Below are 25,685 nucleotides of genomic sequence, written 5' to 3'. Positions count from 1 at the left end.
TAACTCAGTCTTTCTGGTGGCTCAGCGCCCAGACATAGGATGCGACGGCGACGATATCGGCGCTGGTCAGCGGCGCGCCGCCTTTGGCCGGCATGACGCCGGGATAATTCATCGGCTTCGGCACGCCGTCCGTGATCGTTTTTTCGAGGCCCGCGAGGCTGCCGTCGCTCCAGATTTTTTTCGGCGTTGTCAGATTGGGGCCTTGCGACGTGCCCTTGGCGTCGGAGCCATGACAGCCGGCACAGGTGCCGTAATCCACCTCGCCGTGGAAGATACGCTCGCCGAGCGCAAGCTGATCGCGCGTCACGCCCGGCGCCAGAGGCAAGCCGGCAATATCCACGCGCCCGGCATTGGGATGAATGCCTTCCGGCGGCAGCGGATTATTTGCCTCGGCAATGACATTCTCGGTGCCGGGCGCCGCGGCGACCCGTGCGTCCGGCGCACCGTGATAGGTCAGGCGCCAGATGCGGCCGTGGATGTCGTCGGAAATGTAAATCGCGCCGTCGAGCCCCGCAGCGAGGCCGGAAGGCCGGAAGGCGGCCCGGCCGGGTTCGACGTATTGGCCGGCAAAGCCGTCGGCGAAAATAACGAAGTCACCCGCTGCCTTGCCATCCTTCAGCGGCTGGAAGACGACGTTGTAGCCGCCCTGTGGCAGCGGCGCGCGATTCCATGAGCCATGGAAGGCGAGGAAGGCCCCGCCGCGATAGGCTGCCGGAACCTTCGCATCATTGTCGATCAGCAGATCGTTCGGCGCCCAATGCGCAGGAAAGAAAGCAACGGGCAGTTTCTTCGTGGCGCAGACGCCCTGCGTCTTGCCGCCGTCGCCGCCATATTCCGGCGCCAGTATGAGCTTCTTCTGCAGGCCGTCGTAATAGCATTCCGGCCAGCCGAAATCGTCGCCCTTGTTTGGCTGGAGGAGCAATTCGGCCGGTAGTTCGGCGCCTTGCCTCGGATTATAGAGCGACGGCCAGTTCTGCCAAAGCTGATCGCGGCCATGCTGCGTCACATAGAGGCGGCCGGCGGCATCGAAGCTAAAACCTTCGCCATTGCGTATGCCGGTTGCATAGCGTTCCGCAGGCGAGAATTTCTGCGCTGTCTTATTGGCGTCGTAGCGCCAGGTGCCACCACGCGTTTCGAGTTCCGTGCAGGGTTTGATGCCGGGCGAGTTCTGCACCCGGTTCTGGCCCTGGCAGCTATTCGTCGCCGTGCCCATGTCAATGAACATGTTGCCGGATTTATCGATGATGAACGGGTGCATCGGATGGTCGCCGCCGAGCGGCATGCCGGAGAGGACGATCTTGTATGTGTCCGTCGGCGCGATCGCGTCTTTCGGCAGGGCGAAGCGCACGATCTTATCGTTCTCTTCGGCATAAAGGCCGCCGTTGTAATAGTAGATGCCGGTGCCACCGGCCGAGCCTTGCGCAATGCCGTCGCCGAAGCGCTTGACGATGTCCGCGTGGCCCGTCTCCTTGCTGTCCTTCAGCGCGAGGAGGAAGCCACCCGCCGGCGGCTTGTCGTTATCGTAATACACGCCGCTCCAGGTATTGATGTAGAGCACACCGTTCGGCGCGACGACCATCTGTCGCGCGTGGCCGAGCTTGTCGGCAAAGATCGTCGCGCACCAGCCGGGCGAGAGTTTCAGGCCGCCGTTATCGCCGGGGCAAGCATTCGCCGCTGCCGCGGGTGCGCTGGCAAACGAAAGTCCGGCGCCAAGCATCAGAGCCGTGGCCGCCAGAGCGTCGTGCGCAAAAGTGTGTGCGGTTTTGCGCGTTAACGACGCTCTGCATCTTTGAATATCGAGCATCTTATCTGCCTTCAGGTGAAGCCACCTAAAGGCAGGATGCTCGAGGGCACGTTTCAACATCGCAAACTCCTTATCGCGTCGGTCAAAAGGAAGCGGGGCTTTCGCCTCAAGGCTTCGGGATCGTCACCGGCACAAGCCGGAAGGGGAGAATGGGTTTGGGGCCGTCCTTGTCGGACAGATGCTGGAGCTGGCCTTCCGAAACCCAGGCCGTGTTGCCGCGCAAGGTGACGCTCGTCGGGCCATTCAGCCCATCCTTCAACGTCTCAATTGTCGCCTCGTTGCCGTCGAAGGTGACACGATCAAGCTTGCCAACGTCTTCGATCATCAGAAACGCATCGCCGCCGAGCGGCCGCAACGCGTCCGCCAGGCCGAGCGGCTGCGATGGGCTGGCCTGGCTGACAACGCCCGGTTTCCCGTTTTTCACCTCGATATGGAAGAGCTTGGCCTCGTTGAACGTATCGACGTAAAGGTCGCCGTCAGCACTGAAGGCGATCCCGTCGAGACCGACACCTTTCGCGGGTGGATTGAAGAGCGGGTCGCTATCCCAGACTTCGAGTTTTTGCGTCGCGGAATTGAGCTTGAGAATTTGTGGTTGCCAGGAGTTTGTCACATAGATCGAACCGTCGTTGCCAACGACGATATCGTTGCAGAAATTCTTCTTGCCGGGGAAACGGGCGCTTATTTTTCCGACGCCGGTCTTGAGATCGAAGCCCTTGAGCCAAGCACCGGGCACCTTGCTCGGCCCAGGGAGGCCGATCGCGGAAAGATCATTGGAGCAGACCCAGAGCGTCTGCGACTTTTCGTCGGCATGCACACCAAGCAACGAGCGTGTGCCGAATGCTCCCGGCTTGATCCATACGTCCGCGTGGCTCGCGCCCTGCGGAACGCGGAAGACGCCGCCTGCCGCGAAGCTTCCGACATAGAGGGTGCCATCCGCCGTCGACGTTACGCTCTCGGGGAAAATATTGTTGCCGGGCAGGATGATTTGGGCAGGCTCGGCCTTTGCAGTGGCGATGCTCAGCGCTGCGAGCGCGCCGAAAACGCTAGTTCGCCACAAATTTGAGCGCCGGTGTGTCGCGACTTTGGACATTAGCTCCCCCCGTCCAATGCGAGGGTCATGTATGCACCGGCCTGGCGCGCCGCCAGCCTTGTCTGGCAAGTTTCTAATCGCTGTCCGGCATGAAGAAAACGTGACGACAAATGCGCGTTATCTCATGCACGGCCAGCGTGTGAGCGCCCGCATCTTTGGCAAGTCGCATCGCATGCAATGTCAAGCGGCAGCGATCATCCGGAAAATGCCATGTTTACTTTTCGGCGTCTTTTGTCGCACCGCGTGTGACGGCGCACCATGGTCACATGCTATAGCTGGCGCCGCGGCCGTGACCCAATTGACACGGCGGTGCGAACCTTGGCTTAATCCGCGCCGCAAAGTCAGCCGTTCAATCTTCATCACGAGGCCTTTATGATGTCTACGATTTCGCGTCTGCGCGCTTTTTTCTTCATCATTTTGCTCGCGCTTCCCATTTCGGCCTGCGGCTACAATCAGATTCCGACCTTGCAGGAAAATGCGAAGGCCAAATGGGCCGATGTGCAAAACAATTATCAGCGCCGCGCTGACCTCATTCCTAACCTTGTCGCGACCGTCCAGGGTTATGCCAAGCAGGAAAAGGACGTGCTGGTTCAGGTCACAGAAGCCCGCGCCAAGGCGACGCAAGTGCATGTCGATTCTTCCGACCTCACCGATCCTGCAAAACTCAAGGCTTTCCAGGATGCTCAGGCGCAATTGAGTGGCGCACTCGGCCATCTGCTGGCGATCAGCGAAAATTATCCGGACCTCAAGTCGAACCAGAATTTTCTCGCATTGCAATCGCAGCTTGAGGGCACGGAAAACCGCATCGCCGTCTCGCGTCGCGATTATATCGAGGCGGTGCGGCAATATAATACGGCGCTTGTGACATTCCCCGGGGTTCTCTGGGCCTCGACCCTGTTCAAAAACAGCAAGCCGATGGCGGAATTCACGGCGAACGACAACGCTCAGACCGCGCCGCAAGTGAAATTCTAACTCCCGCGCCGGAGGCGCTGGAATGGTTTCACACCGCGCAAAAGTCTCGTTTGTCTGGCCCGGTGCGCGCGCGATTTTCGCAATCGCGGCGCTCGCCTGCGCCTTGGCTTTCGTCAGCGTTGCGGCGTTCGCCTATAATTTTCCGCCGCTCACCGGCCGCGTCGTTGATCAGGCCAATATCATCCCCGACGCGACGCGGCAGGAGATCACGCAGAAGCTCGCCGACCTCGAACAGAAATCCGGCATTCAACTTGTCGTTGCGACGGTCAATTCGCTCGAAGACGGCGACATCGAGACCTATGCCAACGAACTCTTTCGTGTCTGGAAACTTGGCGAGAAAGACAAGAATAACGGCGTGCTGCTGCTCGTCGCGCCGAAGGAGCACAAAGTCCGGATCGAGGTCGGCTATGGGCTCGAAGGTACGCTCACCGATGCTCTGTCGAAGATCATTATCGTCAATGCGATCACGCCGTCGTTCAAGAAAGGCGATTTCGGTGGCGGCATTTCGCGTGGCGTCGACGACATCATCACGACGCTGACGACGGATTCGTCTGACTGGCAGCCGAAGCCGCAGGTACGTGCGGATCAGGACGACAATTCAAGCGCGATCGGTTGGGTGCTGATTGTGGGTGCCATCTTTCTGGTTGTGATGCTCGGCGTTTCACCCGGCTTCCGTTGGTTTTTCTTCAATGTTCTTTTGAATGCGCTGTTAAGCTCGGGCGGGTCGCGCGGCGGTGGCGATTCATGGGGCGGCGGCGGTGGTGGAGGCGGCTTCTCCGGCGGTGGCGGTTCATCGGGCGGTGGCGGCGCCTCGGGAGATTGGTGATGATCTCGGCAGATGACCGCGCACGTATTTCGGCAGCGATCCACGCGGCGGAGGCAAAGACCTCGGGCGAGATCGTTTGCGTTCTCGCCGAAAGCTCGTCTCAGCCCGGCGCGCTGCCGGTTCTGATCGCGGCGATCGTCGCGCTGGCTCTTCCCTGGCTGCTCATCAGTTTTACGAATTTTGCTGTCGAACGCATTCTGCTGCTGCAAATCCTCGTCTTTGTGCTCCTCACGTTCCTGCTCCTCTTGCCGCCCGTCTATCTCGCTCTCCTGCCTCCGCGGGTAAAGCGGGCCGCGGCGTATCGACTCGCGACCGAACAGTTCGTCGTTCGCGGCATCGCCCGCAAAAAGGATCGCAGCGGCATTTTGATTTTCGTCTCGCTGGCGGAGCGCTATGCGCGGATCATCGCCGACGAGGGCGTCGCCGCCCGCACGTCGCAGGCCGAATGGCAGGCGGCAATCGACGTGCTCGTCTCGCATATGCGTCAGGATCAGGTTGCCGACGGCTTCATTGCCGCGATCGGCGCTTGCGGCGACGTGCTGGCGGCGCATTTCCCCCACATCCCAGACGGGCGGGACGAATTGCCCGACCGGATTTACGTGATCTGATCGTATCCGCTCTCGCACCTGTGCATGAAGGATTGACGGGTTCAACGGTCGCCGGCTTCCTGGCGCATGTACTCGCCCTTAGAGGTCCTTTGGAGGAACTGATGGATCTGCAGTTAAACGGCAAGCGCGCGCTGGTGACGGGCAGTAGCATCGGGATTGGAGAGGCCATCGCACATGCGCTGGCGGCTGAGGGCGTGGCCGTGGCCGTGCATGGACGGAATCGAGAGCGCACCGGTCTGGTTGCGAAGGAAATCATGGCCGCGGGCGGTAAGGCGGTCGTCGTGCTCGGAGATCTGACGAACGACGAGGACGTCGGCCGTATGGTTGACGAGGCCCAGCGCCTGCTCGGCGGCGTCGATATTCTCGTCAATAACCCTGGCGGGTCCGGCGAGAAGCAGAACTGGGAGAGCACACCTATTGCAGATTGGATTGCTGCGTTTGATCGCAACGTGCTCGCCGCGGTTCGTGTTACCGGTCTCCTGTTACCGAAGATGCGGGCGGCGGGGTGGGGCCGCGTGGTGAACGTGTCGAGCTTGGCCGGAATGATGCCGCCTGCGACGGGTCCCGATTATTCCGCCGCCAAAGCAGCGATGAACAACATGACTGTCTCTCTGTCCAAGGCTGCAGCCGCTGACGGCGTAACGGAGAATGCTATTTCGCCGGGCGCCATATTCACATCCAAACTGGAGGCTGCCTTCCGCAAGATAGGGGCATCGAACGGGTGGGTAGATGGCGCGGCGGCGTGGCCGGACATAGAGCGTGTCGTATTGCCTCATGTCGTCCAGGTGCCGATTGGCAGGGTTGGCCGCGCCGCTGACATCGCGCACGAGGTCGCCTTCCTGTGTAGCCCGCTGGCCGGCTACATCACCGGCGTCGATCTGCGGATCGATGGTGGGACGTTGCCAAGCCTGTGAGTCTCTCGCCACGCGGGCTCGTCAAAACGCGCGCTTAGCGCCACTAGACGAGGCCCGTCCGGGCATAGAAACTGGCGCCTGCAATGCCCATCTTAGGCTTCGCCGGCCGTTTATCCAAAACGTCGAAGATTTTCCCGATTCGGAGTTCCGTAATGACTGAACCCGCAACGCGTTCGCTCACCGACTCGCCTATCGCGCCGCTCGGCCCGAGCGATCAGGCGAATTATAACGTTGTCGTCGTCGGCGGTGGCGCTTCAGGGCTTGAGCTTGCGACCCAGCTCGGCAACCGTTTCCGGCGCACCAAGGCCGGTCGCGTAACGCTGATCGATCGCTCGCGTACACATCTGTGGAAGCCGCTGCTGCACTCGGTCGCGGCCGGCAGCATGGACCCGAGCGAACACGAGCTGGATTATCTGGCGCAGGCCTATTGGCATAATTTTCGTTATCGCTTCGGCGACATGGTGGGCATCGACCGCGAGCGCAAACTCGTGCAGATGGCACCCACCTACGACGAGGAAAACCGCCTGATCACGCCGGCGCGCAGCATTCCTTACGATACGCTCGTCATTGCCGTCGGCAGCATCACCAACGATTTCGGCACGCCCGGCGTCGCTGAATTCGCCGTGCCGCTTGAAACGGCGGAACAGGCCAAGCGCTTCAACCGGCGCCTCATCAACGCCTGTCTGCGCGCTCACACGCAACCCGAGCCAATCCGGCCGGGTCAGCTTCATGTCGCGATCGTAGGTGCTGGCGCGACCGGCACCGAGCTTGCCGCCGAGCTTTATCGCACGGTGCGCGAGGTCGTGGCGTTTGGCATGGACCGCATCGATCCGGCCGTCGATGTCCGCATCATTCTGCTCGAAGCAGGTCCGCGCATTCTGCCGGCGCTGCCGGAAGCGCTTTCGGCAGCGACGATGGAAACTTTACGCAAGCTTGGCGTCGAGGTGCGGACAAATGCGCGCGTCTCTGCCGTTCAGGCCGACGGCATCCACCTGGCCGATGGCCAATTTATTCCGTCGGAACTTGTGGTCTGGGCGGCGGGCGTAAAGGCGCCCGACGTTCTGCAAAATATTGGCGGTCTGGAGACGAACCGGGCCAACCAGCTGATCGTGAACCGCACGCTGCAGACGACGCGGGACCCGAACATTTTCGCGATGGGTGATTGCGCTGCCTGTCCGCTCGACGACAGCGGCAGCGGCGCGACGGTGCCGCCCCGCGCTCAGGCGGCGCATCAGGAAGCGAGCCATCTCTACAAGCAGATTCAGAATCAGATGCAGGGCAAGCCGATCGAACCCTATCGTTATCGCGATTTCGGCTCGCTGGTGTCCCTCGGCAAATATTCGACGATCGGCAATCTGATGGGCGCCATCATCGGGCCGAACTTCCGCGTCGAAGGATGGTTCGCGTTGCTGATGTATCGCTCGCTCTATAAGATGCACGAATATGCGTTGCATGGCGGGCGACGCGTCATTCTCAGCATCCTGTCGCGCGGTCTCTCGCACCGCGCCGAGCCTGAAGTGAAGCTGCATTGAAAGGGCGCCGGGTGATCCGGCGCCCTTCAATTATTCGGCCGCGGCGGCCGGCCTGTCCATGCCGACATCGCAGCTTATTGGCGCCGGCGCGAGATGTGCGGTTTCCGGATCGGGCGCCCCGGCTGCTTCCAGCACGGCGGCGCGCCATTCCTTCTTGATCGGCAAAAGCGGCGGCATCGGCGCGACGGTCGGGTCGGCGGTGGGCGGGGCGATCGAATCGATATGATCGGTCTTGGCGGCCTTGCGCATGAACGCGTTATAAACACTCCATTGCGCGCGCTTGCGTTTGTCCCACGGAAAACGCCTGGCCATCGACGACAGCTTGTAGAAATTTTCGTAGGCGCGCGCGTGGCCGACACGTAGTTCATCCGGCTCCATTTGCGCCGGCAGATAGGTGACATGGCCCTGATCGTACATCGTCCAGTCATAGGAGACGATGCGATTGGCCTTGCGTAGTTCGTACCAAGTCAATGTGCCGGGGTAGGGCGTCAGCACCGAATAGGCGCAGGCGTCATAATCGGCTTCGATGTTGAATTTCACCGTTTCGTCGAAAACGTCGAGATCGTCGCCATCGAAGCCGAACATGAACAGACCGAAGACCATGATGCCGTAGGAGTGCACTTTCTCGACCAGTGCGGCGAACTGATCCGGCCGATTGACGTGCTTGTGCACACTGGTCAGCGTCGATCGCGAAATCGATTCGAAGCCAATGCTGAGGAGCGTACAGCCGCTCTCTGCGGCGAGTTCCAGCATCTCATCGTCTTGCGCGAGTTTGGACGTCACACCGGCCTGCCATTGGAGGCCACGGCCTTTCATGGCGCGCATCAGCTCTTTCGGCCGTTCCGGCGTGCCGAAAAAGTCGGCGTCGTTGATCGAGATGTTGCGTTCGCCGCAATTTTCCATCTCGCGGATGACTTCATCGACCGGCCGGTAACGGAATTTCAACCCGTTCATCAGCGGCTCGGCGCAGAATGTGCAGCCCTGATGGCAGCCGCGCGACGTCTGCACGAAGGTGCGGTTGACGTAACGGTTCTTCTTCAGAAGGTCGTAGCGCGGCATGGGCACACCGACCATCGGGTGCAAGCCGGCGGCGCGATAGGTGCCGCGCATGGCGTTGTCCTTCAGATCGTCGAGCACTTTGCCGATGATCTGTTCGACCTCGCCGATCACGACGGCGTCGCAATGCAACAGGGCTTCTTTTGGCATGAAGCTGGGATGAACGCCGCCCATCACCACCGGCACGCCCTTGGCGCGGAACCGGTCGGCGATTTCATAGCCACGGTTCACGTAGCTCGTCATCGCCGAAATGCCGACGAGGTCGGCTTCGATATCGAAGTCGATTTCTTCGATATTCTCGTCCGTCAGGATCACCTCATATTGATCGCGCGGGATACAGGCCGCGACGGCAAGCAGGCCGGCGAGCGGTGAATAGAGGGCGCGGTTGAAATAGATCGGGCGGGTCGTGAGGGAATCTGTTCTCGGATTGATGAGGTGAATGACGCGTGAGCGCAAAAGGCCCTCCCCGGCTCGACTGAATGAAAGCACACGCTAACACGAAGTTCGTGTTTTGCCTGTCAAATTTGCCAAGGTCAATGTGACGCCCCGGCATGCGGCCTTCGAGAAACGGCGCCAAGCTTGGGCGGGGGCGGCCGTTCAAAACAACTATCCGGCGCTTCGTTCGCCTTTTTTTCCGCGTCCCGGCCGACCGCAGGGTAGCCCAAGCGCCCGGGTTAAGGGGTGGACAACGAGTGCAATTTAGAGTTGTATTACTTATATAAAGTGGCGGATCGGTTGTAACCGAGCTAGCTACCGACATATCGCTTGGCGACTCGCGTGAGGATGACACCGCTCGCGGGTGTTAGCGCCGTCCGCTTGGCTTGAATTTAAGGACAAATTCGTCAGCTCTGGATTGTTCCACTGATGTCCACAATACACGTAGCCTGCGCGTTCGATAAGGCAATGTCCGTTCCTGCAATGCTGCTCGCTGCGCAGTTAAGACATTTCGCAAGCGCCGACCGGAAGACCATATTTCACGCACTTGAGTGTGAGAAAGACGCCTTTCCGATCTATGCCAAATATCTCCTCGCATCGGATAATTTTGAAATCCGGCGGCATAGGGTTTCAGTCGATACATTCAATAAATATAAATTATCGATCGCAACAGTTCGGTCGATCGCGACCTACGGACGCCTGGCGATTCCGCAATTGATCGAGGACGCCGACCGCGTTCTGTATCTTGATTGCGATATCTTGGTGAAGCGGCCGATCGGTGATCTTTTCGATACGGATATGCGGGGCTCTCCGCTCGCTGCCTGCAGCGATCTCACTTATCTTCACTTTATCAAGCGCCACGAATGGCCCGGGCGCACAAGTGCCAAAGAACTTCTGCGAGATCAGCGGAATTATTTCAACGCAGGCATTCTGCTGATCGACTGCGTGAAATGGCGCCAAGAACAATTCTTCGAAAAAATTCACGCTCTGCTTGCGAAGCCGCCGGCGCCATTATTTTTCGCAGATCAGGACGCCCTCAACGTCATCTTTCAGGATAATTATGAGCGGCTCGACCCGCGATGGAATTCCTGCGCGATCTTAAATGCTTTCGAAGAAGGTGAGGAGGATCTTGCGCGAATCGCAGAGCTTTGCGCGCGAGATCCGTGGATCATTCATTTCATCGGTCCCGCCAAGCCGTGGATCCGTGCGCACACAAGCTCTAATTACCATTCCGAATATTGGGACGCTGCGAGCAAAACATCCTTCATCGGTCAACTCATCCAACTCTATGAATCGGGATCGCCGGCCGGCACGGCTTACGCCGAACCGCACTTTCCGCTGATTTCAGCGAACAAGCATGTCGGCGAACTGATGTGCACGCTGTCGCGAACAATTGGGGAATTCGAAAACCGCCTTGCATTGAAGGCGCAACTCTCAGGCAAGCTCTTCGCCATGGGAAGTAAGATTTACAACAATTCCGCCCGCAGCGAAGCCGACGCCTAGCGCCGCCGCGCCACGTCACAGCAGCGCAGTGGCAAACAAGACAACCATCACGGCCCCGTAGAATAAGCTCGCCTTGTCCTTGAGTGCGAAAGCCACAGGATCGTCGTTCAACTGCCCGCGATGGCAGAGGAGCCATATTCGCGCGAGCCAGAGAAAAATGACGAGCGGGAATCCCCACAGAAACGCCGAATGTTTGTAGAAGCTTTCCGGGAAAGCATCAGCGATGAGATAAATCACCATGACGAGGACCGTGGCGAGCATGGCGCCGACACCGATCGTCAAGACGAGGGGTCCATCTTCGGCGCGATAACCGCGCCCAGGCGTTTCGCGCAGACCGTGGGTGATCATACGCGTAATCTCGGTTTGCCGCTTCGCTGCCGACAGCGACAGGAAGATGAACATCGAGAAAACAAAAAGCCACGGCGAAAAAACCACCTTGGTCACAACGACGCCGAGGCCGAGTCGCACGGTGTAAAGCGCTGCGAGCATGAGGACGTCAATGATCGGCTCGCGTTTCAGCCAGAACGAATAAGCAAGACCGGCGAAGAGATAGAGCGTAAGAACCGCGACGCATGCCGGCCCGATCGATGCCGCAATTGTAAATGCAGCAATGCCGCCTAGGGCGACCAGCAGGAGCGCGGCCGATATGGGCAATTCGCCGTTGGCAATCGGCCGCTTTTTCTTCGACCAATGCTGGCGATCGTCAGCGAGATCCCACAAATCGTTGAGCAGATAGGTCGCAGATGCCAGCAGGCTCAAAGCGACAAAGGCCGCAAGCGCATGGAGCCAGGCCGACGCATCGTGCGCCTTGCCGCCGAGGATCAAGGGTACGAAGATCAGCGCGTTCTTTGCCCATTGGTGAAGGCGCAGCCCGCGCCGCAAGGCCGGGAAGTTAAATAAAACGCCTGGCAGAAACGCCGCGAGTTCGGTGCGGGCCTCGATTTGCTGCTTTAAGACGGGGGAACGGCCGACAAAAATTGCGGCCGTTGCGTGATTCCAAACATGAAGATCGGCAGCGGAATCGCCCGCATAAATGAATCCGTCCGGGAAGAGCGCGTGGAGGGCTTCGGCTTTCGCGGCGCCCTTGAGATTGTGCCCGGCGGACGACGCGACGACCTGCTGGATGAAAGAAAAACGGTTCCGGATTTTTTCGGCAATCGACGAATCGGCTGCGGTTGCCAGTACAATTTTACGGCCGCGTGCGGCTTCGTTTTCTGCCAGTGCGACAAGTGACTGGCGAGCCGGGAAGGTCGCGACATCTTCATCGGTCACGACATCGGCCAAGTGATTTTTGAGCGTCTCGCGCCCGGAAAGGGCCCAAATGGGAATCTGCCAGGCAGCCGTGGGGCGTCGCTTCAGAAACAAAAGCAGCGATTCGTGCAACGTGTCCGTGGCAAGCAGCGTGCCGTCGAGGTCGATAACGAGCGGAATGTCAATGTCGTAGCGAAGCGCGGCATTAGCGTCGAGTCCGGCGACGATAGGACGGCTTTTCGCAGCACCGCTTTGCACTGGCTACTCCTCGGCATGGACCGAATAGATCGCCAACCCATAATATCCCGTAAATTCACCAGGGTAACGCGCATGACGCGGCCGCGTGTCAGCCCTTGAAGGCAGCCAAGTTGGCACGCAGTTCGATGTTCTCGGCTTCCAGGGCAGACAGTTGCTCCCGCAGCGGCCGCACGGCCTCGCCGATCTCCGCTTCGGTAAAGCGCGGCATGATATGTTGCGGGCAATTCCAGTCCAGGGCGTCAAGCCGCAGCCGTAAAATTCGCTCCGGCCTCGCCCTGTACGCGGGGAGAGTCACGCGCTCCGTCAACGCGGGGTCGGCATCGAGCGGCACCGCCTCGACATGCCCGTAAAGCTTCATACGCGTCCGCGTCGGATAATCGACCAGGATCAACGCCGCGCGATCGTCGGCCGCCAGATTGCCGACACTGATATATTGCCGGTTGCCGCGATAATCGGCGAAGGCTAGCGTTTTTTCGTCGAGAACTTTCAGGAAACCCGGCGGCCCACCGCGATGCTGGATATAGGGCCAGCCGGTCTCCGAAACGGTCGCCATGTAAAAGCTGTCGCGCTCGGCAATAAACGCCGACGCCTCCGGCGTGAACGTATCGAAGATGCGCTGGCCTTTGAGATCGCTCCACATGCGGTCGCTGCCCATCTGCGCCTGAACGGCATGCACGCTGGGCGTTGTGGCGATATCGAGAAAACCTTGGCGCATGTGAAAACCTCCAGAAAAAAAGGCCGGCACCTGAAAAGGACCGACCTGCTTGCCGCATCAGGCGGCGTCGGCAGCGCGCACCACCGGGAAGTCGATGTCGGTCTTCGCCGCTTCGTTCAGGAAGTTGGTGAAGCAATTCTCAGCCACGACGGCGATGATCTCGACAATCTGGCTGTCCGCAAAGCCCGCTTCACGGACGGACTTAATGTCCGCCTCGCTGACATGGCCGCGCTCGCGCGTCACCTTCGCCGCAAATTGCACCGCGGCATCCGCTTTGGGATCGCTGGAATGTCCGTGGCGGTTCAGCGCCACTTCTTCCGGGCTGATCTTGGCGAGGTTCAGGCCGAGGTAGGTGTGCGCCGAGAGGCAATAGTCACAACCGTTGACCTGGGCGACAGCCAGAGCAATCCGTTCGCGGGTCTTCACATCAAGCGTCTTGGTCAGCGCCCGCGAATTGCCGAGAAAACCTTCAAGCACGGCGGGACTGGCGCCGATGAGACGGAAGAGGTTTGGGACGACACCGAGTTGCTTTTCGACGGCATCAAGCAGCGGCTTGGACGCGGCGGGGACATCGTCGCGGGTCGGAATGGTCAAACGTGACATGGCTTTTCCTCCAGAAATGGAACCCCTCGGTCCCGACGACGCAACACTAGGATGTTTCAATAAAAGCGATAATCAGCTAAGATGTAGAATGATATTCTCATAAAATGAGATAATGGACCGCTTCGAAGCCATGTCGATCTTCCTGCGCGTGATGGAGAAGGGCAGTTTCTCCGCCGCCAGCCGCGATTTGCGCATGCCGCTTGCCACGGTCAGCCGGAGGGTCGCTGAGCTGGAGGCGCATCTCGGCTCGAAGCTGCTGATCCGCTCGACCAGAAAATTGGCATTGACCGACGCGGGTGCTGTCTATCTGGCTTCGGCCAGGCGCATTCTCGAAGAGGTCGACGAAGCCGAGCAATTGGCCGCGGGCGAGTTTCATATGCCGCGCGGCGAATTGATTTTGACAGCTCCGGTCCTCTTCGGCCGCCTGCATATCCTGCCCGTCGTCACCGACTTTCTCGCTGCTTATCCCGAGATCGACGTGCGGCTCACGCTCTCGGATCGGAACCTGCATCTGATCGACGATCACATCGATATGGCGGTGCGGATCGGCCGGCTTCCCGACACCCGCATGGTCGCGACGCGCATTGGCGCTGTCCGCCCAATCGTCTGCGCCAGTCCGGGTCTGCTCGCGCGCTACGGCACGCCGAAATCGCCGGCGGATCTGGCGCGATGGCCATGTGTGAATTTCGATTTTTTCTCGCCGGCCCCGGTCTGGCCGTTTCGCCAGGAGGGTGCCAAGGCCAATACGGATATGCCGATTCATCCGCGTCTGTCGGTTTCAACCGCAGAAGCCGCGGTGACGGCGGCAACAGAAGGCGTGGGCGCGACACGCGTACTGCACTATCAATGCGCCGAGGCACTCAATGCCGGCGCGCTGCGGATCATGCTGGCGGATTTTGAGCTCGACCCCCTGCCGATCCATCTGCTTCACGCCGGCCGTGCCGCGTTGCCCTCGAAGACGCGCGTATTCCTCGAATTCGCGACGGCGCGTTTGCGGCAAAGGCTGAAACATTTATTGCCCGCAACCGTCAATGACGCGGCCGAAGAGTAGGCTCGTTCGCATCTCAGCGGAAAAGGCGATGAAACAATAGATTCGATACGGCAATCATTTCGTGGGGATCGCCGTGTCTGGCTGTGTCGGACACCAAGTCCGCCAAGCTCTCTCCTGTCTCCTTGGATAATTCCTTGGTCAGGATCGCGCACACCCATTCTGCAAGCCGCGCATGCGCGAGATAGCTAACGGCCGCCCTGTCTTCTAATATCCCGTTCACGATACCGCGTTTGTAAAGCCAATAGATCGTTTCGTTCGAGCGGGAAGAGAGTTGTTCGAATTCCCGCGCGTTGTGCTGAAGACAACAGCCGAGCACCTCGTCGGGGCCGATTGTCGGGCGTTCAAATGCATCAAAAAGAACAGCAATAGCTCGCAAAATCTGGAGCTTGAATTCCACGATTCTGTCCATTTGTTCCTCCATCGAATTTCGACGAGGACCCAGACGCTGGCGTGTTTCGCTATACGGATAAGGCCGTATAAGCGGCAGCGCCGGATGTAAAAATCATTACGAGAATAAAAATTGCGACTCTCAGCCACGCTCAAGATGAAGCGCCTGAAGCGGAATGCAAGAAAGCTGGCAAGAAAGTTGGATAGTTATCCACCGGGGACTTTCCGGATCGATTCGGCTTGCCGGTCGGTGCCTCGCGAATATTTGCGTGCGAAGGCCATGAATTCAAGGCCATGACTTCAAGGAAGATAGAAGGCGCACACGAGCACAATGAAGAGGGCAGCGCCGAATTTTAATTCCTGCCGTAGTTCGAACGATCCTGAGGCCATGGACGTCGCCCTGGTTATAACGACGGCGAGTAGCGTCGCGGCGATCAACCACCGTGAAATGTCGTTCGACAGAAAATTTCTTATCGGGTCTAAAATGATGTCCCAAAACATGGCGGGACCTCTCGTCAATAAACCCAAGCCTGTCGCAAGGAAATTTAGCCAAGACAAAGCTGATGGCTAAATTCTTAGATATTCCGACGAGGACGCTCGGACCCCGCCATTGATGGGCAATGAATTGTAAATTGCTTATCTCGTACGTGACAACCGGGCAGCTAATATTGCGTTGCACCATGTCAAATTGAATAGATGGTTTCATGGAAACAGCCATTCTGGCGCGATGGACAAGAACGGCCGCGAACAAATTTTAAGGGATCGTTTGCGCTGCGCTGCCGAGAACTTCGTGAGGAGTGCGTCATGAATTGGTATGGCAATGAGACAACGAATACTTGGGATTCGCACATAACCAAAGCGCTCACATCGGCCTACGATGATGCGTTGGCACGCGCCGAAGAACTCGGAATTCTCGGCGATAAAACCGGGCATGCTGCATCGGACATTATTGCGCGGCATATCATCGAAGGTGCGAAGCATGGGAAATACGATCCGCAAATCCTTGCCGACGGCGCTCTTGAACGTCTGCAACGAGGCTGAATTCGTTTTCCCGGGATATATTCTGCGAGTTCCTAGGAACTACCATACGCCACCGCAGCATTCTTTGCCGGTTTCGGAATAAATTGCTGCTTTACTCGGTGCGATTCCGTACGTGCTGACGCGGGTCTTGACGTCCTTAGGCCTGTCGCCTGTTTGGAATGGAGTAAGCTCATGAAGAAGTTGATTGCGGCCGCGCTGTTCGCATCTGTCGTTGTTGTTGCCAGCCCGGCGTTCGCGATAACTTTTAGCCTGATCCAGGATCTCGATACCGGAAACTGCGCTGCCGTCGTTACGTCTCCGAACGGCTGGCCGGGAATGAAAGCCGTCAGCGAAACGACCTATGCCTCTCAGGATGAGGCTGACAAGGCGCTCGACAGCGTGAAGGCTTGCAAATCCTTCGTCCGCTAATCCGCTCAGAAGACCGCCGCACCTGTCGGCGGTCTTTACTTCTACGAATGAAAAATCTCCGGGGTGGCAGAGCCGGTACCTGGCAAAGGGTGGCGGACCATATCGATGAGCCTTGTCGGCGCGATATTTTAAGCGGGCCTATAAATTCTGCGGCGACAGTAAACGCTCGGTAACTCGTGGAGCCGCTTCCAACGGGGAATGCGGGATGAAACGGCCATACACATAATCGATTCCGGATTGCGGCTGCCACTTTTGACGGCAAATAGCCGATCATGCAACGCTCTCTCGCTCGAGGTTGCAGCTCAAAAGGGCAACATGATGAAGCGGAGCCCGCTCAGCGGCCACCGGTAAAAGCTTTTCGCGCGTTAGAATTTCTTCATCGCACAAGATTAAGCAATAGAAGCGCGGTTGATATGGTCGCGCATTATAGGGAGTTATTTATGAAAACGCTCATGACCGGGTTGCTCGCCATTGCGATGCTTTCCGCCAGCTTGTCATCCGTATTTGCCCTAGGTGGCTGCGGTCCGAATCGCCATCGCGCTTATGGCCAGTGCGTATGGGGCGGTCAAAATCAAGGCTGGTGTCTAAGACATACCGGCCATACCGCCGTTCGCATGCCAAACGGAAACCTGCGCTGCTTCAGGTAATTGCCGTCGGCATCGTGCGTTTTGCGCCGCACATAAAACCCGCCAGGCTTTGCAGCTAGGCGGCCTCATGCGAGCGTCGGCAAACTGGTCTGCGCGCACTTTCGAACATTGACGGCCTCAGCGGATTCGACGGGTGCCAGCAAGGCCGGGAAGGCCACGGATGGGCACATGCGGGCCGATATTCATCTGCATGGCCCTGCTCACAAAGCCATCGTCAAAACGAAGAGCAGCGTTGAGGGGCGGCTACACCGCTGGCGCAAATGGAAGAGTACGCTTAGCAGGCTGCTGAAAAATTGCGGTGCTTCAGGCGCGGAGAGAGTTGCTGCTGACTTTCCGAGAATGGCTTTGTCGATGATGACGGTCGGCGGATGTGGCTGTGATGAGCGACGCCTTAGGTGGCATCATGGTGTCATCTCCTCAATCAATTTCGGTAGTCTGACGAGGTTGTAGGCTGCGGCGGCGAAGGCGAAGGCCCAGCCCACGCGATCGACGCCGCGAAACTTCGTCTTGCGCTGCCCGGCGATGGTCTTCATCCAACCAAAGGCCTCCTCGATCCGTTTACGAATGCGCTGGCTCGCCGAATAGGCCTGATGGCGCGTTGTTCGCCGGTCGATGGTTGAACGCCGGCCGCTGATATTTTGCGCGATGTGCGGACGCACATTCATGGTTCGCAGTTCATTGACGAAATCGGCCGCGTCATAACCCTTGTCGGCGCCGAGCGTGATGGCTTTTGGCCGATCGGCGCGCGGCTCGATCATGGCCAGCGCCGCGATGCGTTCGCCATGGCCGTTGGCGGGCGTGAGACAGGCATCGACGATGAGGCCGCAACGGTTCTCCATCAAGGCGTGGCCGAGGAAAGCGAGTTTTGCTTCCATGCCCGGCCCCTTGCGATAAAGTCGGGCCTCGGGGTCAGTGGTCGAGGCATGTGTCTCGTTCGAGCGCTTCTCACCCTTGAAATCCGCCTCGGCGTTGCGGCCAGGACCTGACGGCGGCTGATCCCCTGAATCGTCCTTCGGCTTGAAGCTTTTCATCGAGGCCCAAGCCTCGATCAGCGTGCCATCGACGGAGAAATGATCCGACGAGATCAGCCTTTTGACGCGCGGCTGGGCCAGCACGGCGGCGAGGAACTTCGCGGCGATCGCCCCATCGAGCAGACGATCGCGGTTCTTGGAAAACACCGTCGCATCCCACACCGGATCGTCGATGGTGAGCCCGACAAACCAACGAAACAGTAAGTCGGTATCCAATCGCTCCATCAACTGGCGTTCCGAGCGAACTGAATAGAAAGCCTGCAACAGCATCGCCCGCAGCAGCCGTTCCGGCGGGATCGACGGACGGCCGACCTTCGAATAGAGCGCCGCGAAATCCGCCGCCAGGGCTCCGAGCGCCTCGTTGGCGATCGCGCGGATCACTCGCAACGGATGATCACGGCGCACCCGCGCCTCCAGATCAACATAACTGAAAAGCTGTCCCGAACCTTCGTCACTGCCGCGCATGCTGCTGTCTCCCAACGAAATGGAATCACGATCAGCCCCGCAAAGGAAGAGGGTTTTTCAGCAGCCTGTTAGTGGGATTCTTGTCAGCGTCGTCTTAAATTGAAAGGCCGCCAGGCTCTTTCGAGCTGGCGGCCTTCTTTGGCCAACCGAGCCGTACCGTGTGACTATCAGGACAGATTATTAGCGACCGCGTTGAACTTGGCCCCAATGTTGCCGCCAAGAGTGGTCAATGCGCCGATGATCACGACGGCGATCAGTCCGGCGATCAAGCCATATTCGATGGCCGTTGCGCCGGATTCGTCCTTTAAGAATAACACGCTGAATTTTCCCATTTCCCAATCTCCTAGGAAGCTTGAGCGCCAGCAGCGTTGGGCAAATATACTTGCCAATAGTTTAACTCGAACGGCAATGAAAGTATTGCCCAGTTGCCATGGCGTAAGGCTGTTCGCCTGGTTAAGGTTTATCACCCAATATGCGATCAGCCGACTTTAGGGATTGTTCACCTAGACCGATTCTCTGCGCTTGAAGTCTCAAAGCTTTGAAGAATGCTCAGTTTCTCAGGTGTCTTCATTAGGCATTTCGAAAACATTCGCTTAGGGAACAGATCACTTCCGCGTGAGACGATTAGAGATTCGAGTCATCGTCGCCCGCATGCCGGACGTTTACCAACCATTGTCAATCGGAAACGATTCAGTCAGCACATTGGTAGGGCGTTTTTCGAAGTGGAAGCTCAGTTAGTTAGACTGAATGTACCTAGCGAACTACCCGACCTCGACCATCAGCAATTCTTCGGCGACCTCGGAGAATATCATCGGCCCGACCCTGGAGCCGGTTGGACCTTACGCACCTTATCGTTATTGTCCCGACTCTCTCGATAAGCGATGCGTCTCGTTTCGCGACGAGACAGCTTATACGATGCGAGTTTCGTTAAATCCCTGCATCAACGTCTGATAATGCAGACGCGTAATGCAACTGCACACACTCACGCTGAAATGGGTGACAAGACTGCAACGTTTTTCTTCAAGATCTGCCACACTTTGCTTGAGGACGCGGGTAATCCGGGCTCGGAACGCATCGACCCCTGCACACGAAGACCCGGATCGTCAGACGCTGGGAGACCTCCTAAGTGGCCGCGTTTCCTGGTCTAAGGTTGCACCAGCGCTGTTGCTTCAGAATCCTCGATAGGACAGGGCGCTGCGCCAGCCGCCAAATCCTCATGCCCCTTGTTTGAGCGAAAGGCTGTTCGCAGGCTTATGCACGCTTCGTTGTACTGGAGCATTTGCTAGGCAGAAATCTAAGGAGCCAAATATATCAAATAAAAACAGGCATGTATGTCGCTAATTTGGCGGAGAGGGGGGGATTCGAACCCCCGATAGGCTTGCACCTATGCCGCATTTCGAGTGCGGTGCATTCAACCGCTCTGCCACCTCTCCAGCGCGGGTTGCGGTTTGCACCGCCTAGCACGCACACCCCGGCCTTACAAGACTCGGAAAAATTGCCGCCGGAGAGAACCACGGTGCCGGCTGAGCCGTATTCCTATGCGGCGGGATAGGCGTCTCGTCGGGAGGTTTCAGGTGAACACATCCGACCCTACGGAGCGGCCGGGGAGCGACTGGCCGAAAAGGCTCGCGCTCGGCTTCGTTTTCTTATGGTTCTTTGTCGGCGGGATCGCGCATTTCGCTTTCACCGCGCGCGAGATGGAAATCGTCCCACCGCTATTTCCGGCACATCGCGCCTTGGTCCTGATCAGCGGCGTTTGCGAACTGCTCGGCGCGGCGGGCCTGCTCGTGACGCGGACACGTCACGCGGCGGGCTGGGGCCTCATTGGGCTGACGCTCGCCGTCACGCCGGCGAATGTCTTCATGTGGCAGTACGCCGACAAATATCCGGTGGTCCCCACTTGGGCGCTCACGCTACGGCTGCCGTTTCAGCTTGTGCTGCTATTCCTGATCTATTGGTCGACACGTCCGCCGGAGGCAGCTTAGCGCCCTATTCCGGCTCGTCGCCCTGCATGAAAAGGCCGAATTGCTGCGGCCGCGCCGGGGCGTCGAGGCCAAGATGCTCGAAGGCGCGGGGCGTCAGCAACCGGCCGCGCGGCGTCCGTTGCAGAAAGCCTTGCTGGATCAGATAGGGCTCGATGATGTCCTCGATCGCGTCGCGCGGCTCAGAGAGCGCCGCGGCCAGCGTTTCGATCCCGACCGGACCGCCGCCAAAGCTCGATGCGATCAGGCCGAGATAGCGCCGGTCCATCGTATCGAGGCCGATGGCATCCACATCGAGCGCCTGCAAAGCGCGGTCGGCAACGGCGCGAGTGATGCCCTGTTTCGCCGCGCCGACCTCGGCAAAGTCGCGCACGCGGCGCAGCAGGCGTCCGGCGACACGCGGCGTGCCGCGGGCGCGTTTGGCGATCTCGTTGGCTCCGTCGTCGGTGATCGCGATGCCGAACAAACGCGCATTGCGGCGGACGATCGTCTCAAGTTCGGCGGTATTGTAAAAGTCGAGCCGGACGGGGATGCCGAAACGGTCGCGCAGCGGCGTCGTCAGCAGGCCCGCCCGTGTCGTCGCGCCGATCAGCGTGAATTTGGCGAGGTCGATCTTCACCGAACGCGCGCCGGGGCCGGTGCCGACCATCAGATCGAGCTGAAAATCCTCCATCGCGGGATAGAGAATTTCCTCCACTGCGGGATTGAGCCGGTGAATCTCGTCGATAAAGAGCACGTCGCGCTCTTCGAGCGCCGTCAATTGTGCCGCGAGGTCGCCCCCTTTGGCGATCACCGGGCCGGAGGTTGAACGGAAGTTCACGCCGAGTTCGCGCGCGACGATTTGCGCCAGGGTCGTCTTGCCGAGGCCCGGCGGCCCGACAAAAAGCACATGATCGAGCGGGTCGCGCCGAGCCTTGGCCGCTTCGATGAAAATCTTGAGATTGCGGCGCGCATTTTCCTGGCCGGTGAAATCGGCGAGCACCAGCGGACGCAGTGAGGCGTCGTGGTCCTCGGCGGCTTCTTCCGGCGCGACCAGGCGGCGCGGTTCACTCACGGGCAGTTCCCGAACGGGCGTTCGCCGAATCGCGGACGCGTGAAGAGCGCCAGCCTATCATGGGGCAGGGTCCGGCGTCTTTTCCGGCCAGCGGCAAAGGTCCTCGATCAGGCAGCGCCAACATTGCGGCTTACGCGCCTGGCAAATGTAGCGTCCATGCAGGATCAGCCAATGATGCGCGTGCTGTTTGTAGGCGTCGGGGATGATTTTCTCCAATCCTTCCTCGACGGCCTCCGGCGTCTTGCCGGGGGCGAGGGGAATGCGGTTCGAGACCCGGAACACATGCGTATCGACGGCGATCGTCGGCTGGTCGAAGGCATTGTTGAGCACGACATTCGCGGTCTTCCGGCCAACGCCGGGCAAGGTCTCCAATTCTTCGCGGGTGCGCGGCACCTCGCTGCCGAAACGCTCGATCAAAGCACGCGAGAGGCCGATGATGTTCTTGGCTTTGGCGCGATAGAGGCCGATCGTCTTGACGAGATCGCGGACCTTGTCTTCGCCGAGCGCCAGCATTTTCTCCGGTGTGTCCGCGAGGGCGAAGAGGGCGGGCGTGGCCTTGTTGACGCCGGCGTCGGTGGCTTGCGCCGAGAGCACCACGGCAATCAGCAAAGTGAACGGATTTTTGTAGAGCAATTCGCCGCGCGGATGCGGATTCGCGGCGGCGAACCGCTGGAATATTTCAAGCACCGCCTCGGGCGGCACCGGCTTGGGCCAGCGGGTACCGCGTGGCCTGCTCGCGCGCGCCGCCGGAGCTTTCGCCGTCGGTTTCGGCCTGATTTTGGAGGCTTTGGCTCCGGCGGTTTTCGTGTTGGAGACTTTCGTTCTGGTGATCCGGGCCATTTGCGGTTTATAAAGTTTAGCGGAAGCTAGGAGAAGAGCGCGCCGCATGGACGACGGCCTGATCCACACCATCGCACAAGCAGCGGCACCGCAAAGCGCCGAATTGCAAGAACGCGACGTGCAAGATCCCGCGGCGCAGCGGATTTATGCTGTCCGTTTGCACCCGCATCGCTCCTTGAGCGAACGGAATTTTTGGATTCTGCTTTGCGTTTTTTCGGTGATCAGCTTTGCGACGACCGTTCCGTTCGTCGTGATGGGCGCCTGGCCCGTCGCCGGCTTCATGGGCCTCGATGTGGCGATCTTCTATTTTGCGTTCCGGGCCAATTTCCGCGCCGCGAAGGCGTACGAAGATGTGATGGTCACGCCGCTCGATCTGTCGCTGGAAAAGGTTTCAGCCAAGGGTGCGCGGGCCGAATGGCACTTCAATCCGTCATGGGTCTCTTTGCACAAGGAAACCCATGACGAATATGGCGTGCAGAAGGTTGCGCTCGTGTCGCGCGGACGCAGCATCGAAGTCGGCAATTTCCTGGGCCCCGATGAGAAGGCGCAGGTCGCCAATGATCTGTCGCTGGCGCTGGCCGAAGCCCGCCGGGGCCCGCGCTATTCGGACTGATCTCTCAGTAGGGCGCGCAATAGAATGGCGGCGGGCTCGCAAAGACGACGCGCGACGGCGCCGGGCAATCGACGCCGCAGGGTGTTCCGTTAACCGAGCGCGTGAGATCGGCAAGCGATGCGTAGCTGCCGTCCCATTGCTGGTAATTGCTCATTTTGACCACCAAACCAGGGCCGGCGGGCCAGCAGCGCGGCGGCGCACGATGGTGAAAATGAGCAGAGGCCGGCATCGCCGCGCCCGCGACGAAGGCTGCAGCGATAAGACAACGCACGATCGTTTGCATCAAAACCTCCCGGCGAACCAACGCCACAGCAACGCGGCAAGAATAGCTTAGCTCCGTATATAAGCGATTATGTGAAACTGGCAGCCGGGTCGATTTCAGATGTTCGCGAACATCGCTTCCGTAACCGCGGTTTCGGTTAGGCTGAAATCGGTCATTGCGCACGCCGGCAAAACACCATTTTGCCTGTGTGGTCTGGCACTTAGGCCCAAGCGCTGCCTTGCGTCGAAAAATGACCCGCTTATATACGACCTCATCTTGCGCCCTCCTGCGGCGCTACCACATTGACTTCTATCGGGGACCGGGCGGCCTTTACCCGTCCGCCCATTGCTGGATCGCTTCGGGATCCAACCGGTCTTGCGGCTCGAAAGGACAAACGACATGGCTAAAGTTATCGGCATCGACCTTGGCACCACCAATTCATGCGTAGCGGTGATGGAAGGGACGACGCCCAAAGTTATCGAGAATGCGGAAGGCGCCCGCACCACGCCCTCCATCGTCGCGTTTACCGATGATGGCGAGAGGCTCGTCGGCCAGCCGGCCAAGCGCCAGGCGGTCACCAATCCGGAACGCACTTTCTTTGCAATCAAGCGGCTCATCGGCCGCCCCTTCGACGACCCGATGACCAAGAAGGACATCGGCCTCGTTCCCTACAAGATTATCAAGGCCCCGAACGGCGACGCCTGGGTGCAGGCCGACGGCAAGCAATATTCGCCCTCGCAGATTTCGGCTTTCATTCTGCAGAAGATGAAGGAAACCGCCGAGGCCTATCTCGGCCAGCCGGTCTCTCAGGCCGTCATCACCGTTCCCGCTTACTTCAATGATGCTCAGCGTCAGGCGACCAAAGACGCCGGCAAGATCGCGGGCCTCGAAGTTCTGCGCATCATCAACGAGCCGACGGCGGCGGCGCTCGCCTATGGGCTCGACAAGAAGAGCACCGGCACGATCGCGGTCTATGACTTGGGCGGCGGCACGTTCGACGTCTCGATCCTTGAGATCGGCGACGGCGTGTTTGAAGTGAAGTCGACCAACGGCGACACGTTCCTTGGCGGCGAAGATTTCGACAATCGCATTGTCGATTACCTCAACGACGAGTTCAAAAAAGAGACGGGCATCGACCTGAAGAAGGACAAGCTCGCTCTGCAGCGCCTGAAAGAGGCGGCGGAAAAGGCGAAAGTCGAACTCTCGTCGGCGACGCAGACCGAAATCAACCTGCCTTACATCACTGCTGATGCGTCGGGTCCGAAACATCTGACCTTGAAGCTGACGCGCGCTAAACTCGAAGCTCTGGTTGACGATCTCATCCAGCGCACCGTCGAGCCGTGCCGCAAGGCGTTGAAGGATGCCGGTCTCACGGCCGGCGAAATCAACGAAGTCGTCCTCGTCGGCGGCATGACCCGTATGCCGAAAGTCCAGGAAGTCGTGAAAAGCTTCTTCGGCAAGGAGCCGCACAAGGGTGTCAATCCGGACGAAGTTGTCGCAATCGGCGCAGCGATTCAGGCCGGCGTCCTGCAGGGCGACGTCAAGGATGTGCTGCTGCTCGACGTGACCCCGTTGTCGCTCGGTATTGAGACTTTGGGCGGCGTGTTCACGCGGCTCATCGATCGCAATACGACGATCCCGACCAAGAAGAGCCAGGTGTTCTCGACCGCGGAAGACAATCAGACTGCGGTGACGATCCGCGTCTTCCAAGGCGAGCGCGAAATGGCGGCCGACAACAAGATGCTCGGCCAGTTCGATCTCGTCGGCATTCCGCCGGCACCGCGCGGCGTTCCGCAGGTCGAAGTCACATTCGACATTGACGCCAACGGCATCGTCAATGTGACGGCGAAGGACAAGGCGACCAATAAAGAGCAGCAGATCCGCATCCAGGCGTCGGGTGGCCTCAGCGAGGCTGACATCGACAAAATGGTGAAGGATGCCGAGCTGCATGCGGCGGAAGACAAGACGCGGCGTGAACTGGTCGACGTCAAGAACCATGGCGAGGCGATGATCCATACGGCGGAGAAAACGCTCAGCGAATATGGCGACAAGGTTTCGCAAGCCGACAAGAGCGCGGTCGAATCCGCAGTCGCGGGGCTGAAGACGGCGCTTGAAGGTGAGGACGCCGAGTCGATCAAGGCGCGCACCGAGGATCTGGTGCAGGCCTCAATGAAGCTCGGCGAAGCCATGTATAAGGCCCAGGGCGAGGCGGGCCCGGCTGCGGGTGCCGGCTCCGAGGGCGGCACGGAGGACGATGTCATCGATGCTGACTTCAAGGAAGTCGGCGACGACAAGAAATCGGCCTGATTATGCACGGCGCACGGAAATAGCGGAGAG

At 59.3% G+C, this 25,685-nt stretch carries 24 protein-coding genes and 1 tRNA gene; 12 read left to right on the top strand and 13 right to left on the bottom strand.

Annotated elements, in window-relative coordinates; translation table 11 throughout:
* Window positions 1-4 precede the first annotated feature (4 nt).
* Window positions 5-1,864 (bottom strand): c-type cytochrome, encoded by a 1,860-nt coding sequence (locus WDN02_RS04845; protein ID WP_337292429.1) that lies wholly within the window; start codon window positions 1,862-1,864, stop codon window positions 5-7.
* Window positions 1,865-1,910: 46 nt separating this feature from the next.
* Window positions 1,911-2,894, bottom strand: coding sequence for a hypothetical protein (locus tag WDN02_RS04840; RefSeq protein ID WP_337292428.1), 984 nt, complete (start codon window positions 2,892-2,894; stop codon window positions 1,911-1,913).
* Window positions 2,895-3,266: 372 nt separating this feature from the next.
* On the opposite strand from WDN02_RS04840, the gene WDN02_RS04835 reads away from it, so the two are divergent.
* The 5 genes from WDN02_RS04835 to WDN02_RS04815 all read left to right on the top strand — a co-directional run bounded on the left by WDN02_RS04835 (window position 3,267) and on the right by WDN02_RS04815 (window position 7,746).
* On the top strand, window positions 3,267-3,866 hold the full coding sequence (locus WDN02_RS04835; RefSeq protein WP_337292427.1) for a LemA family protein: 600 nt from the start codon (window positions 3,267-3,269) through the stop codon (window positions 3,864-3,866).
* 22 nt (window positions 3,867-3,888) lie between these two features.
* Window positions 3,889-4,692 carry a TPM domain-containing protein gene (locus tag WDN02_RS04830; protein WP_337292426.1) on the top strand — a complete coding sequence of 268 codons (804 nt, stop codon included), beginning with the start codon at window positions 3,889-3,891 and terminating at the stop codon, window positions 4,690-4,692.
* Window positions 4,692-5,300, top strand: a complete 609-nt coding sequence (locus WDN02_RS04825) for a TPM domain-containing protein (RefSeq protein WP_337292425.1) — start codon at window positions 4,692-4,694, stop codon at window positions 5,298-5,300. The genes WDN02_RS04830 and WDN02_RS04825 overlap by 1 nt, the downstream gene beginning before the upstream one ends.
* Window positions 5,301-5,401: 101 nt before the next feature.
* The gene (locus WDN02_RS04820) at window positions 5,402-6,214 is read left to right on the top strand and encodes an SDR family NAD(P)-dependent oxidoreductase (RefSeq protein ID WP_337292424.1); all 813 of its coding nucleotides are present in this window, start codon (window positions 5,402-5,404) and stop codon (window positions 6,212-6,214) included.
* Between the two features lie 152 nt (window positions 6,215-6,366).
* On the top strand, window positions 6,367-7,746 hold the full coding sequence (locus WDN02_RS04815; RefSeq protein ID WP_337292423.1) for an NAD(P)/FAD-dependent oxidoreductase: 1,380 nt from the start codon (window positions 6,367-6,369) through the stop codon (window positions 7,744-7,746).
* A gap of 30 nt (window positions 7,747-7,776) precedes the next feature.
* Here WDN02_RS04815 and WDN02_RS04810 read toward each other — a convergent pair whose 3' ends face one another.
* The gene (locus WDN02_RS04810; RefSeq protein ID WP_337292422.1) at window positions 7,777-9,258 is read right to left on the bottom strand and encodes a radical SAM protein; all 1,482 of its coding nucleotides are present in this window, start codon (window positions 9,256-9,258) and stop codon (window positions 7,777-7,779) included.
* 447 nt (window positions 9,259-9,705) lie between these two features.
* On the opposite strand from WDN02_RS04810, the gene WDN02_RS04805 reads away from it, so the two are divergent.
* Entirely contained in the window at window positions 9,706-10,740 is a 1,035-nt protein-coding gene (locus tag WDN02_RS04805; protein WP_337292421.1) for a glycosyltransferase family 8 protein, read from the top strand.
* Between the two features lie 15 nt (window positions 10,741-10,755).
* On the opposite strand, the gene WDN02_RS04800 is transcribed toward WDN02_RS04805, so the two are convergent.
* The 3 genes from WDN02_RS04800 to WDN02_RS04790 all read right to left on the bottom strand — a co-directional run bounded on the left by WDN02_RS04800 (window position 10,756) and on the right by WDN02_RS04790 (window position 13,567).
* Window positions 10,756-12,249: a UbiA family prenyltransferase gene (locus WDN02_RS04800; RefSeq protein WP_337292420.1), complete on the bottom strand. Its 1,494-nt coding sequence runs from the start codon at window positions 12,247-12,249 to the stop codon at window positions 10,756-10,758.
* An 88-nt stretch (window positions 12,250-12,337) separates the two neighbouring features.
* Window positions 12,338-12,964, bottom strand: coding sequence for a pyridoxamine 5'-phosphate oxidase family protein (locus tag WDN02_RS04795; RefSeq protein ID WP_337292419.1), 627 nt, complete (start codon window positions 12,962-12,964; stop codon window positions 12,338-12,340).
* Window positions 12,965-13,021: 57 nt separating this feature from the next.
* Window positions 13,022-13,567 carry a peroxidase-related enzyme gene (locus WDN02_RS04790; RefSeq protein WP_337292418.1) on the bottom strand — a complete coding sequence of 182 codons (546 nt, stop codon included), beginning with the start codon at window positions 13,565-13,567 and terminating at the stop codon, window positions 13,022-13,024.
* Between the two features lie 112 nt (window positions 13,568-13,679).
* On the opposite strand from WDN02_RS04790, the gene WDN02_RS04785 reads away from it, so the two are divergent.
* A complete protein-coding gene (locus tag WDN02_RS04785; protein WP_337292417.1) occupies window positions 13,680-14,618 on the top strand; it encodes a LysR family transcriptional regulator in 939 nt (312 codons plus the stop codon).
* A 13-nt stretch (window positions 14,619-14,631) separates the two neighbouring features.
* Here the strand turns inward: WDN02_RS04785 and WDN02_RS04780 are convergent, their stop codons facing one another.
* The gene (locus tag WDN02_RS04780) at window positions 14,632-15,027 is read right to left on the bottom strand and encodes a hypothetical protein (protein ID WP_337292416.1); all 396 of its coding nucleotides are present in this window, start codon (window positions 15,025-15,027) and stop codon (window positions 14,632-14,634) included.
* Window positions 15,028-15,809: 782 nt separating this feature from the next.
* On the opposite strand from WDN02_RS04780, the gene WDN02_RS04775 reads away from it, so the two are divergent.
* A complete protein-coding gene (locus WDN02_RS04775) occupies window positions 15,810-16,046 on the top strand; it encodes a hypothetical protein (protein WP_337292415.1) in 237 nt (78 codons plus the stop codon).
* Window positions 16,047-16,217: 171 nt separating this feature from the next.
* Complete coding sequence (locus tag WDN02_RS04770; RefSeq protein WP_337292414.1) at window positions 16,218-16,454, top strand: hypothetical protein; 237 nt, start codon at window positions 16,218-16,220, stop codon at window positions 16,452-16,454.
* A gap of 1,048 nt (window positions 16,455-17,502) precedes the next feature.
* Here WDN02_RS04770 and WDN02_RS04765 read toward each other — a convergent pair.
* From WDN02_RS04765 to WDN02_RS04755, 3 genes are all read right to left on the bottom strand, one after another.
* Complete coding sequence (locus tag WDN02_RS04765; protein WP_337292413.1) at window positions 17,503-18,597, bottom strand: IS5 family transposase; 1,095 nt, start codon at window positions 18,595-18,597, stop codon at window positions 17,503-17,505.
* 167 nt (window positions 18,598-18,764) lie between these two features.
* Window positions 18,765-18,929 (bottom strand): Flp family type IVb pilin, encoded by a 165-nt coding sequence (locus WDN02_RS04760; protein ID WP_337292412.1) that lies wholly within the window; start codon window positions 18,927-18,929, stop codon window positions 18,765-18,767.
* Between the two features lie 1,011 nt (window positions 18,930-19,940).
* Window positions 19,941-20,030, bottom strand: a tRNA-Ser gene (locus WDN02_RS04755).
* Between the two features lie 141 nt (window positions 20,031-20,171).
* Here WDN02_RS04755 and WDN02_RS04750 point away from each other — a divergent pair.
* Window positions 20,172-20,582, top strand: coding sequence for a hypothetical protein (locus WDN02_RS04750; protein ID WP_337292411.1), 411 nt, complete (start codon window positions 20,172-20,174; stop codon window positions 20,580-20,582).
* A gap of 4 nt (window positions 20,583-20,586) precedes the next feature.
* Here the strand turns inward: WDN02_RS04750 and ruvB are convergent, their stop codons facing one another.
* A complete protein-coding gene (gene ruvB / locus WDN02_RS04745) occupies window positions 20,587-21,633 on the bottom strand; it encodes a Holliday junction branch migration DNA helicase RuvB (protein ID WP_337292410.1) in 1,047 nt (348 codons plus the stop codon).
* A gap of 57 nt (window positions 21,634-21,690) precedes the next feature.
* Window positions 21,691-22,473, bottom strand: a complete 783-nt coding sequence (gene nth, locus WDN02_RS04740) for an endonuclease III (RefSeq protein WP_337292409.1) — start codon at window positions 22,471-22,473, stop codon at window positions 21,691-21,693.
* Between the two features lie 46 nt (window positions 22,474-22,519).
* On the opposite strand from nth, the gene WDN02_RS04735 reads away from it, so the two are divergent.
* On the top strand, window positions 22,520-23,086 hold the full coding sequence (locus WDN02_RS04735) for a DUF2244 domain-containing protein (protein WP_337292408.1): 567 nt from the start codon (window positions 22,520-22,522) through the stop codon (window positions 23,084-23,086).
* Window positions 23,087-23,090: 4 nt separating this feature from the next.
* On the opposite strand, the gene WDN02_RS04730 is transcribed toward WDN02_RS04735, so the two are convergent.
* The gene (locus WDN02_RS04730; RefSeq protein WP_337292407.1) at window positions 23,091-23,369 is read right to left on the bottom strand and encodes a hypothetical protein; all 279 of its coding nucleotides are present in this window, start codon (window positions 23,367-23,369) and stop codon (window positions 23,091-23,093) included.
* 378 nt (window positions 23,370-23,747) lie between these two features.
* Here WDN02_RS04730 and dnaK point away from each other — a divergent pair, with 378 nt between their 5' ends.
* Window positions 23,748-25,655, top strand: a complete 1,908-nt coding sequence (dnaK, locus tag WDN02_RS04725; protein WP_337292406.1) for a molecular chaperone DnaK — start codon at window positions 23,748-23,750, stop codon at window positions 25,653-25,655.
* The last annotated feature ends 30 nt before the right edge of the window (window positions 25,656-25,685 follow it).

Source organism: Methylovirgula sp., from assembly GCF_037200945.1.
In the GTDB taxonomy this organism is placed as follows: Bacteria; Pseudomonadota; Alphaproteobacteria; order Rhizobiales; family Beijerinckiaceae; genus Methylovirgula.
The sequence above is the reverse complement of the archived record's forward strand: the minus strand, read 5'-3'. Positions and strand labels throughout refer to the sequence as shown.

What these genes read in the sequence shown, in the direction of transcription:
- WDN02_RS04815 (WP_337292423.1), top strand. Translation starts at nt 6,367, where the DNA reads ATGACTGAACCCGCAACGCGTTCGCTCACCGACTCGCCTATCGCGCCG.
- WDN02_RS04820 (WP_337292424.1), top strand. Translation starts at nt 5,402, where the DNA reads ATGGATCTGCAGTTAAACGGCAAGCGCGCGCTGGTGACGGGCAGTAGC.
- dnaK (WP_337292406.1), top strand. Translation starts at nt 23,748, where the DNA reads ATGGCTAAAGTTATCGGCATCGACCTTGGCACCACCAATTCATGCGTA.
- WDN02_RS04835 (WP_337292427.1), top strand. Translation starts at nt 3,267, where the DNA reads ATGATGTCTACGATTTCGCGTCTGCGCGCTTTTTTCTTCATCATTTTG.
- WDN02_RS04830 (WP_337292426.1), top strand. Translation starts at nt 3,889, where the DNA reads ATGGTTTCACACCGCGCAAAAGTCTCGTTTGTCTGGCCCGGTGCGCGC.
- WDN02_RS04730 (WP_337292407.1), bottom strand. Translation starts at nt 23,369, where the DNA reads ATGCAAACGATCGTGCGTTGTCTTATCGCTGCAGCCTTCGTCGCGGGC.
- WDN02_RS04735 (WP_337292408.1), top strand. Translation starts at nt 22,520, where the DNA reads ATGGACGACGGCCTGATCCACACCATCGCACAAGCAGCGGCACCGCAA.
- WDN02_RS04825 (WP_337292425.1), top strand. Translation starts at nt 4,692, where the DNA reads ATGATCTCGGCAGATGACCGCGCACGTATTTCGGCAGCGATCCACGCG.
- WDN02_RS04775 (WP_337292415.1), top strand. Translation starts at nt 15,810, where the DNA reads ATGAATTGGTATGGCAATGAGACAACGAATACTTGGGATTCGCACATA.
- WDN02_RS04795 (WP_337292419.1), bottom strand. Translation starts at nt 12,964, where the DNA reads ATGCGCCAAGGTTTTCTCGATATCGCCACAACGCCCAGCGTGCATGCC.
- WDN02_RS04780 (WP_337292416.1), bottom strand. Translation starts at nt 15,027, where the DNA reads ATGGACAGAATCGTGGAATTCAAGCTCCAGATTTTGCGAGCTATTGCT.
- nth (WP_337292409.1), bottom strand. Translation starts at nt 22,473, where the DNA reads ATGGCCCGGATCACCAGAACGAAAGTCTCCAACACGAAAACCGCCGGA.
- WDN02_RS04845 (WP_337292429.1), bottom strand. Translation starts at nt 1,864, where the DNA reads ATGTTGAAACGTGCCCTCGAGCATCCTGCCTTTAGGTGGCTTCACCTG.
- WDN02_RS04765 (WP_337292413.1), bottom strand. Translation starts at nt 18,597, where the DNA reads ATGCGCGGCAGTGACGAAGGTTCGGGACAGCTTTTCAGTTATGTTGAT.
- WDN02_RS04785 (WP_337292417.1), top strand. Translation starts at nt 13,680, where the DNA reads ATGGACCGCTTCGAAGCCATGTCGATCTTCCTGCGCGTGATGGAGAAG.
- WDN02_RS04770 (WP_337292414.1), top strand. Translation starts at nt 16,218, where the DNA reads ATGAAGAAGTTGATTGCGGCCGCGCTGTTCGCATCTGTCGTTGTTGTT.
- WDN02_RS04760 (WP_337292412.1), bottom strand. Translation starts at nt 18,929, where the DNA reads ATGGGAAAATTCAGCGTGTTATTCTTAAAGGACGAATCCGGCGCAACG.
- WDN02_RS04805 (WP_337292421.1), top strand. Translation starts at nt 9,706, where the DNA reads ATGTCCGTTCCTGCAATGCTGCTCGCTGCGCAGTTAAGACATTTCGCA.
- WDN02_RS04840 (WP_337292428.1), bottom strand. Translation starts at nt 2,894, where the DNA reads ATGTCCAAAGTCGCGACACACCGGCGCTCAAATTTGTGGCGAACTAGC.
- WDN02_RS04790 (WP_337292418.1), bottom strand. Translation starts at nt 13,567, where the DNA reads ATGTCACGTTTGACCATTCCGACCCGCGACGATGTCCCCGCCGCGTCC.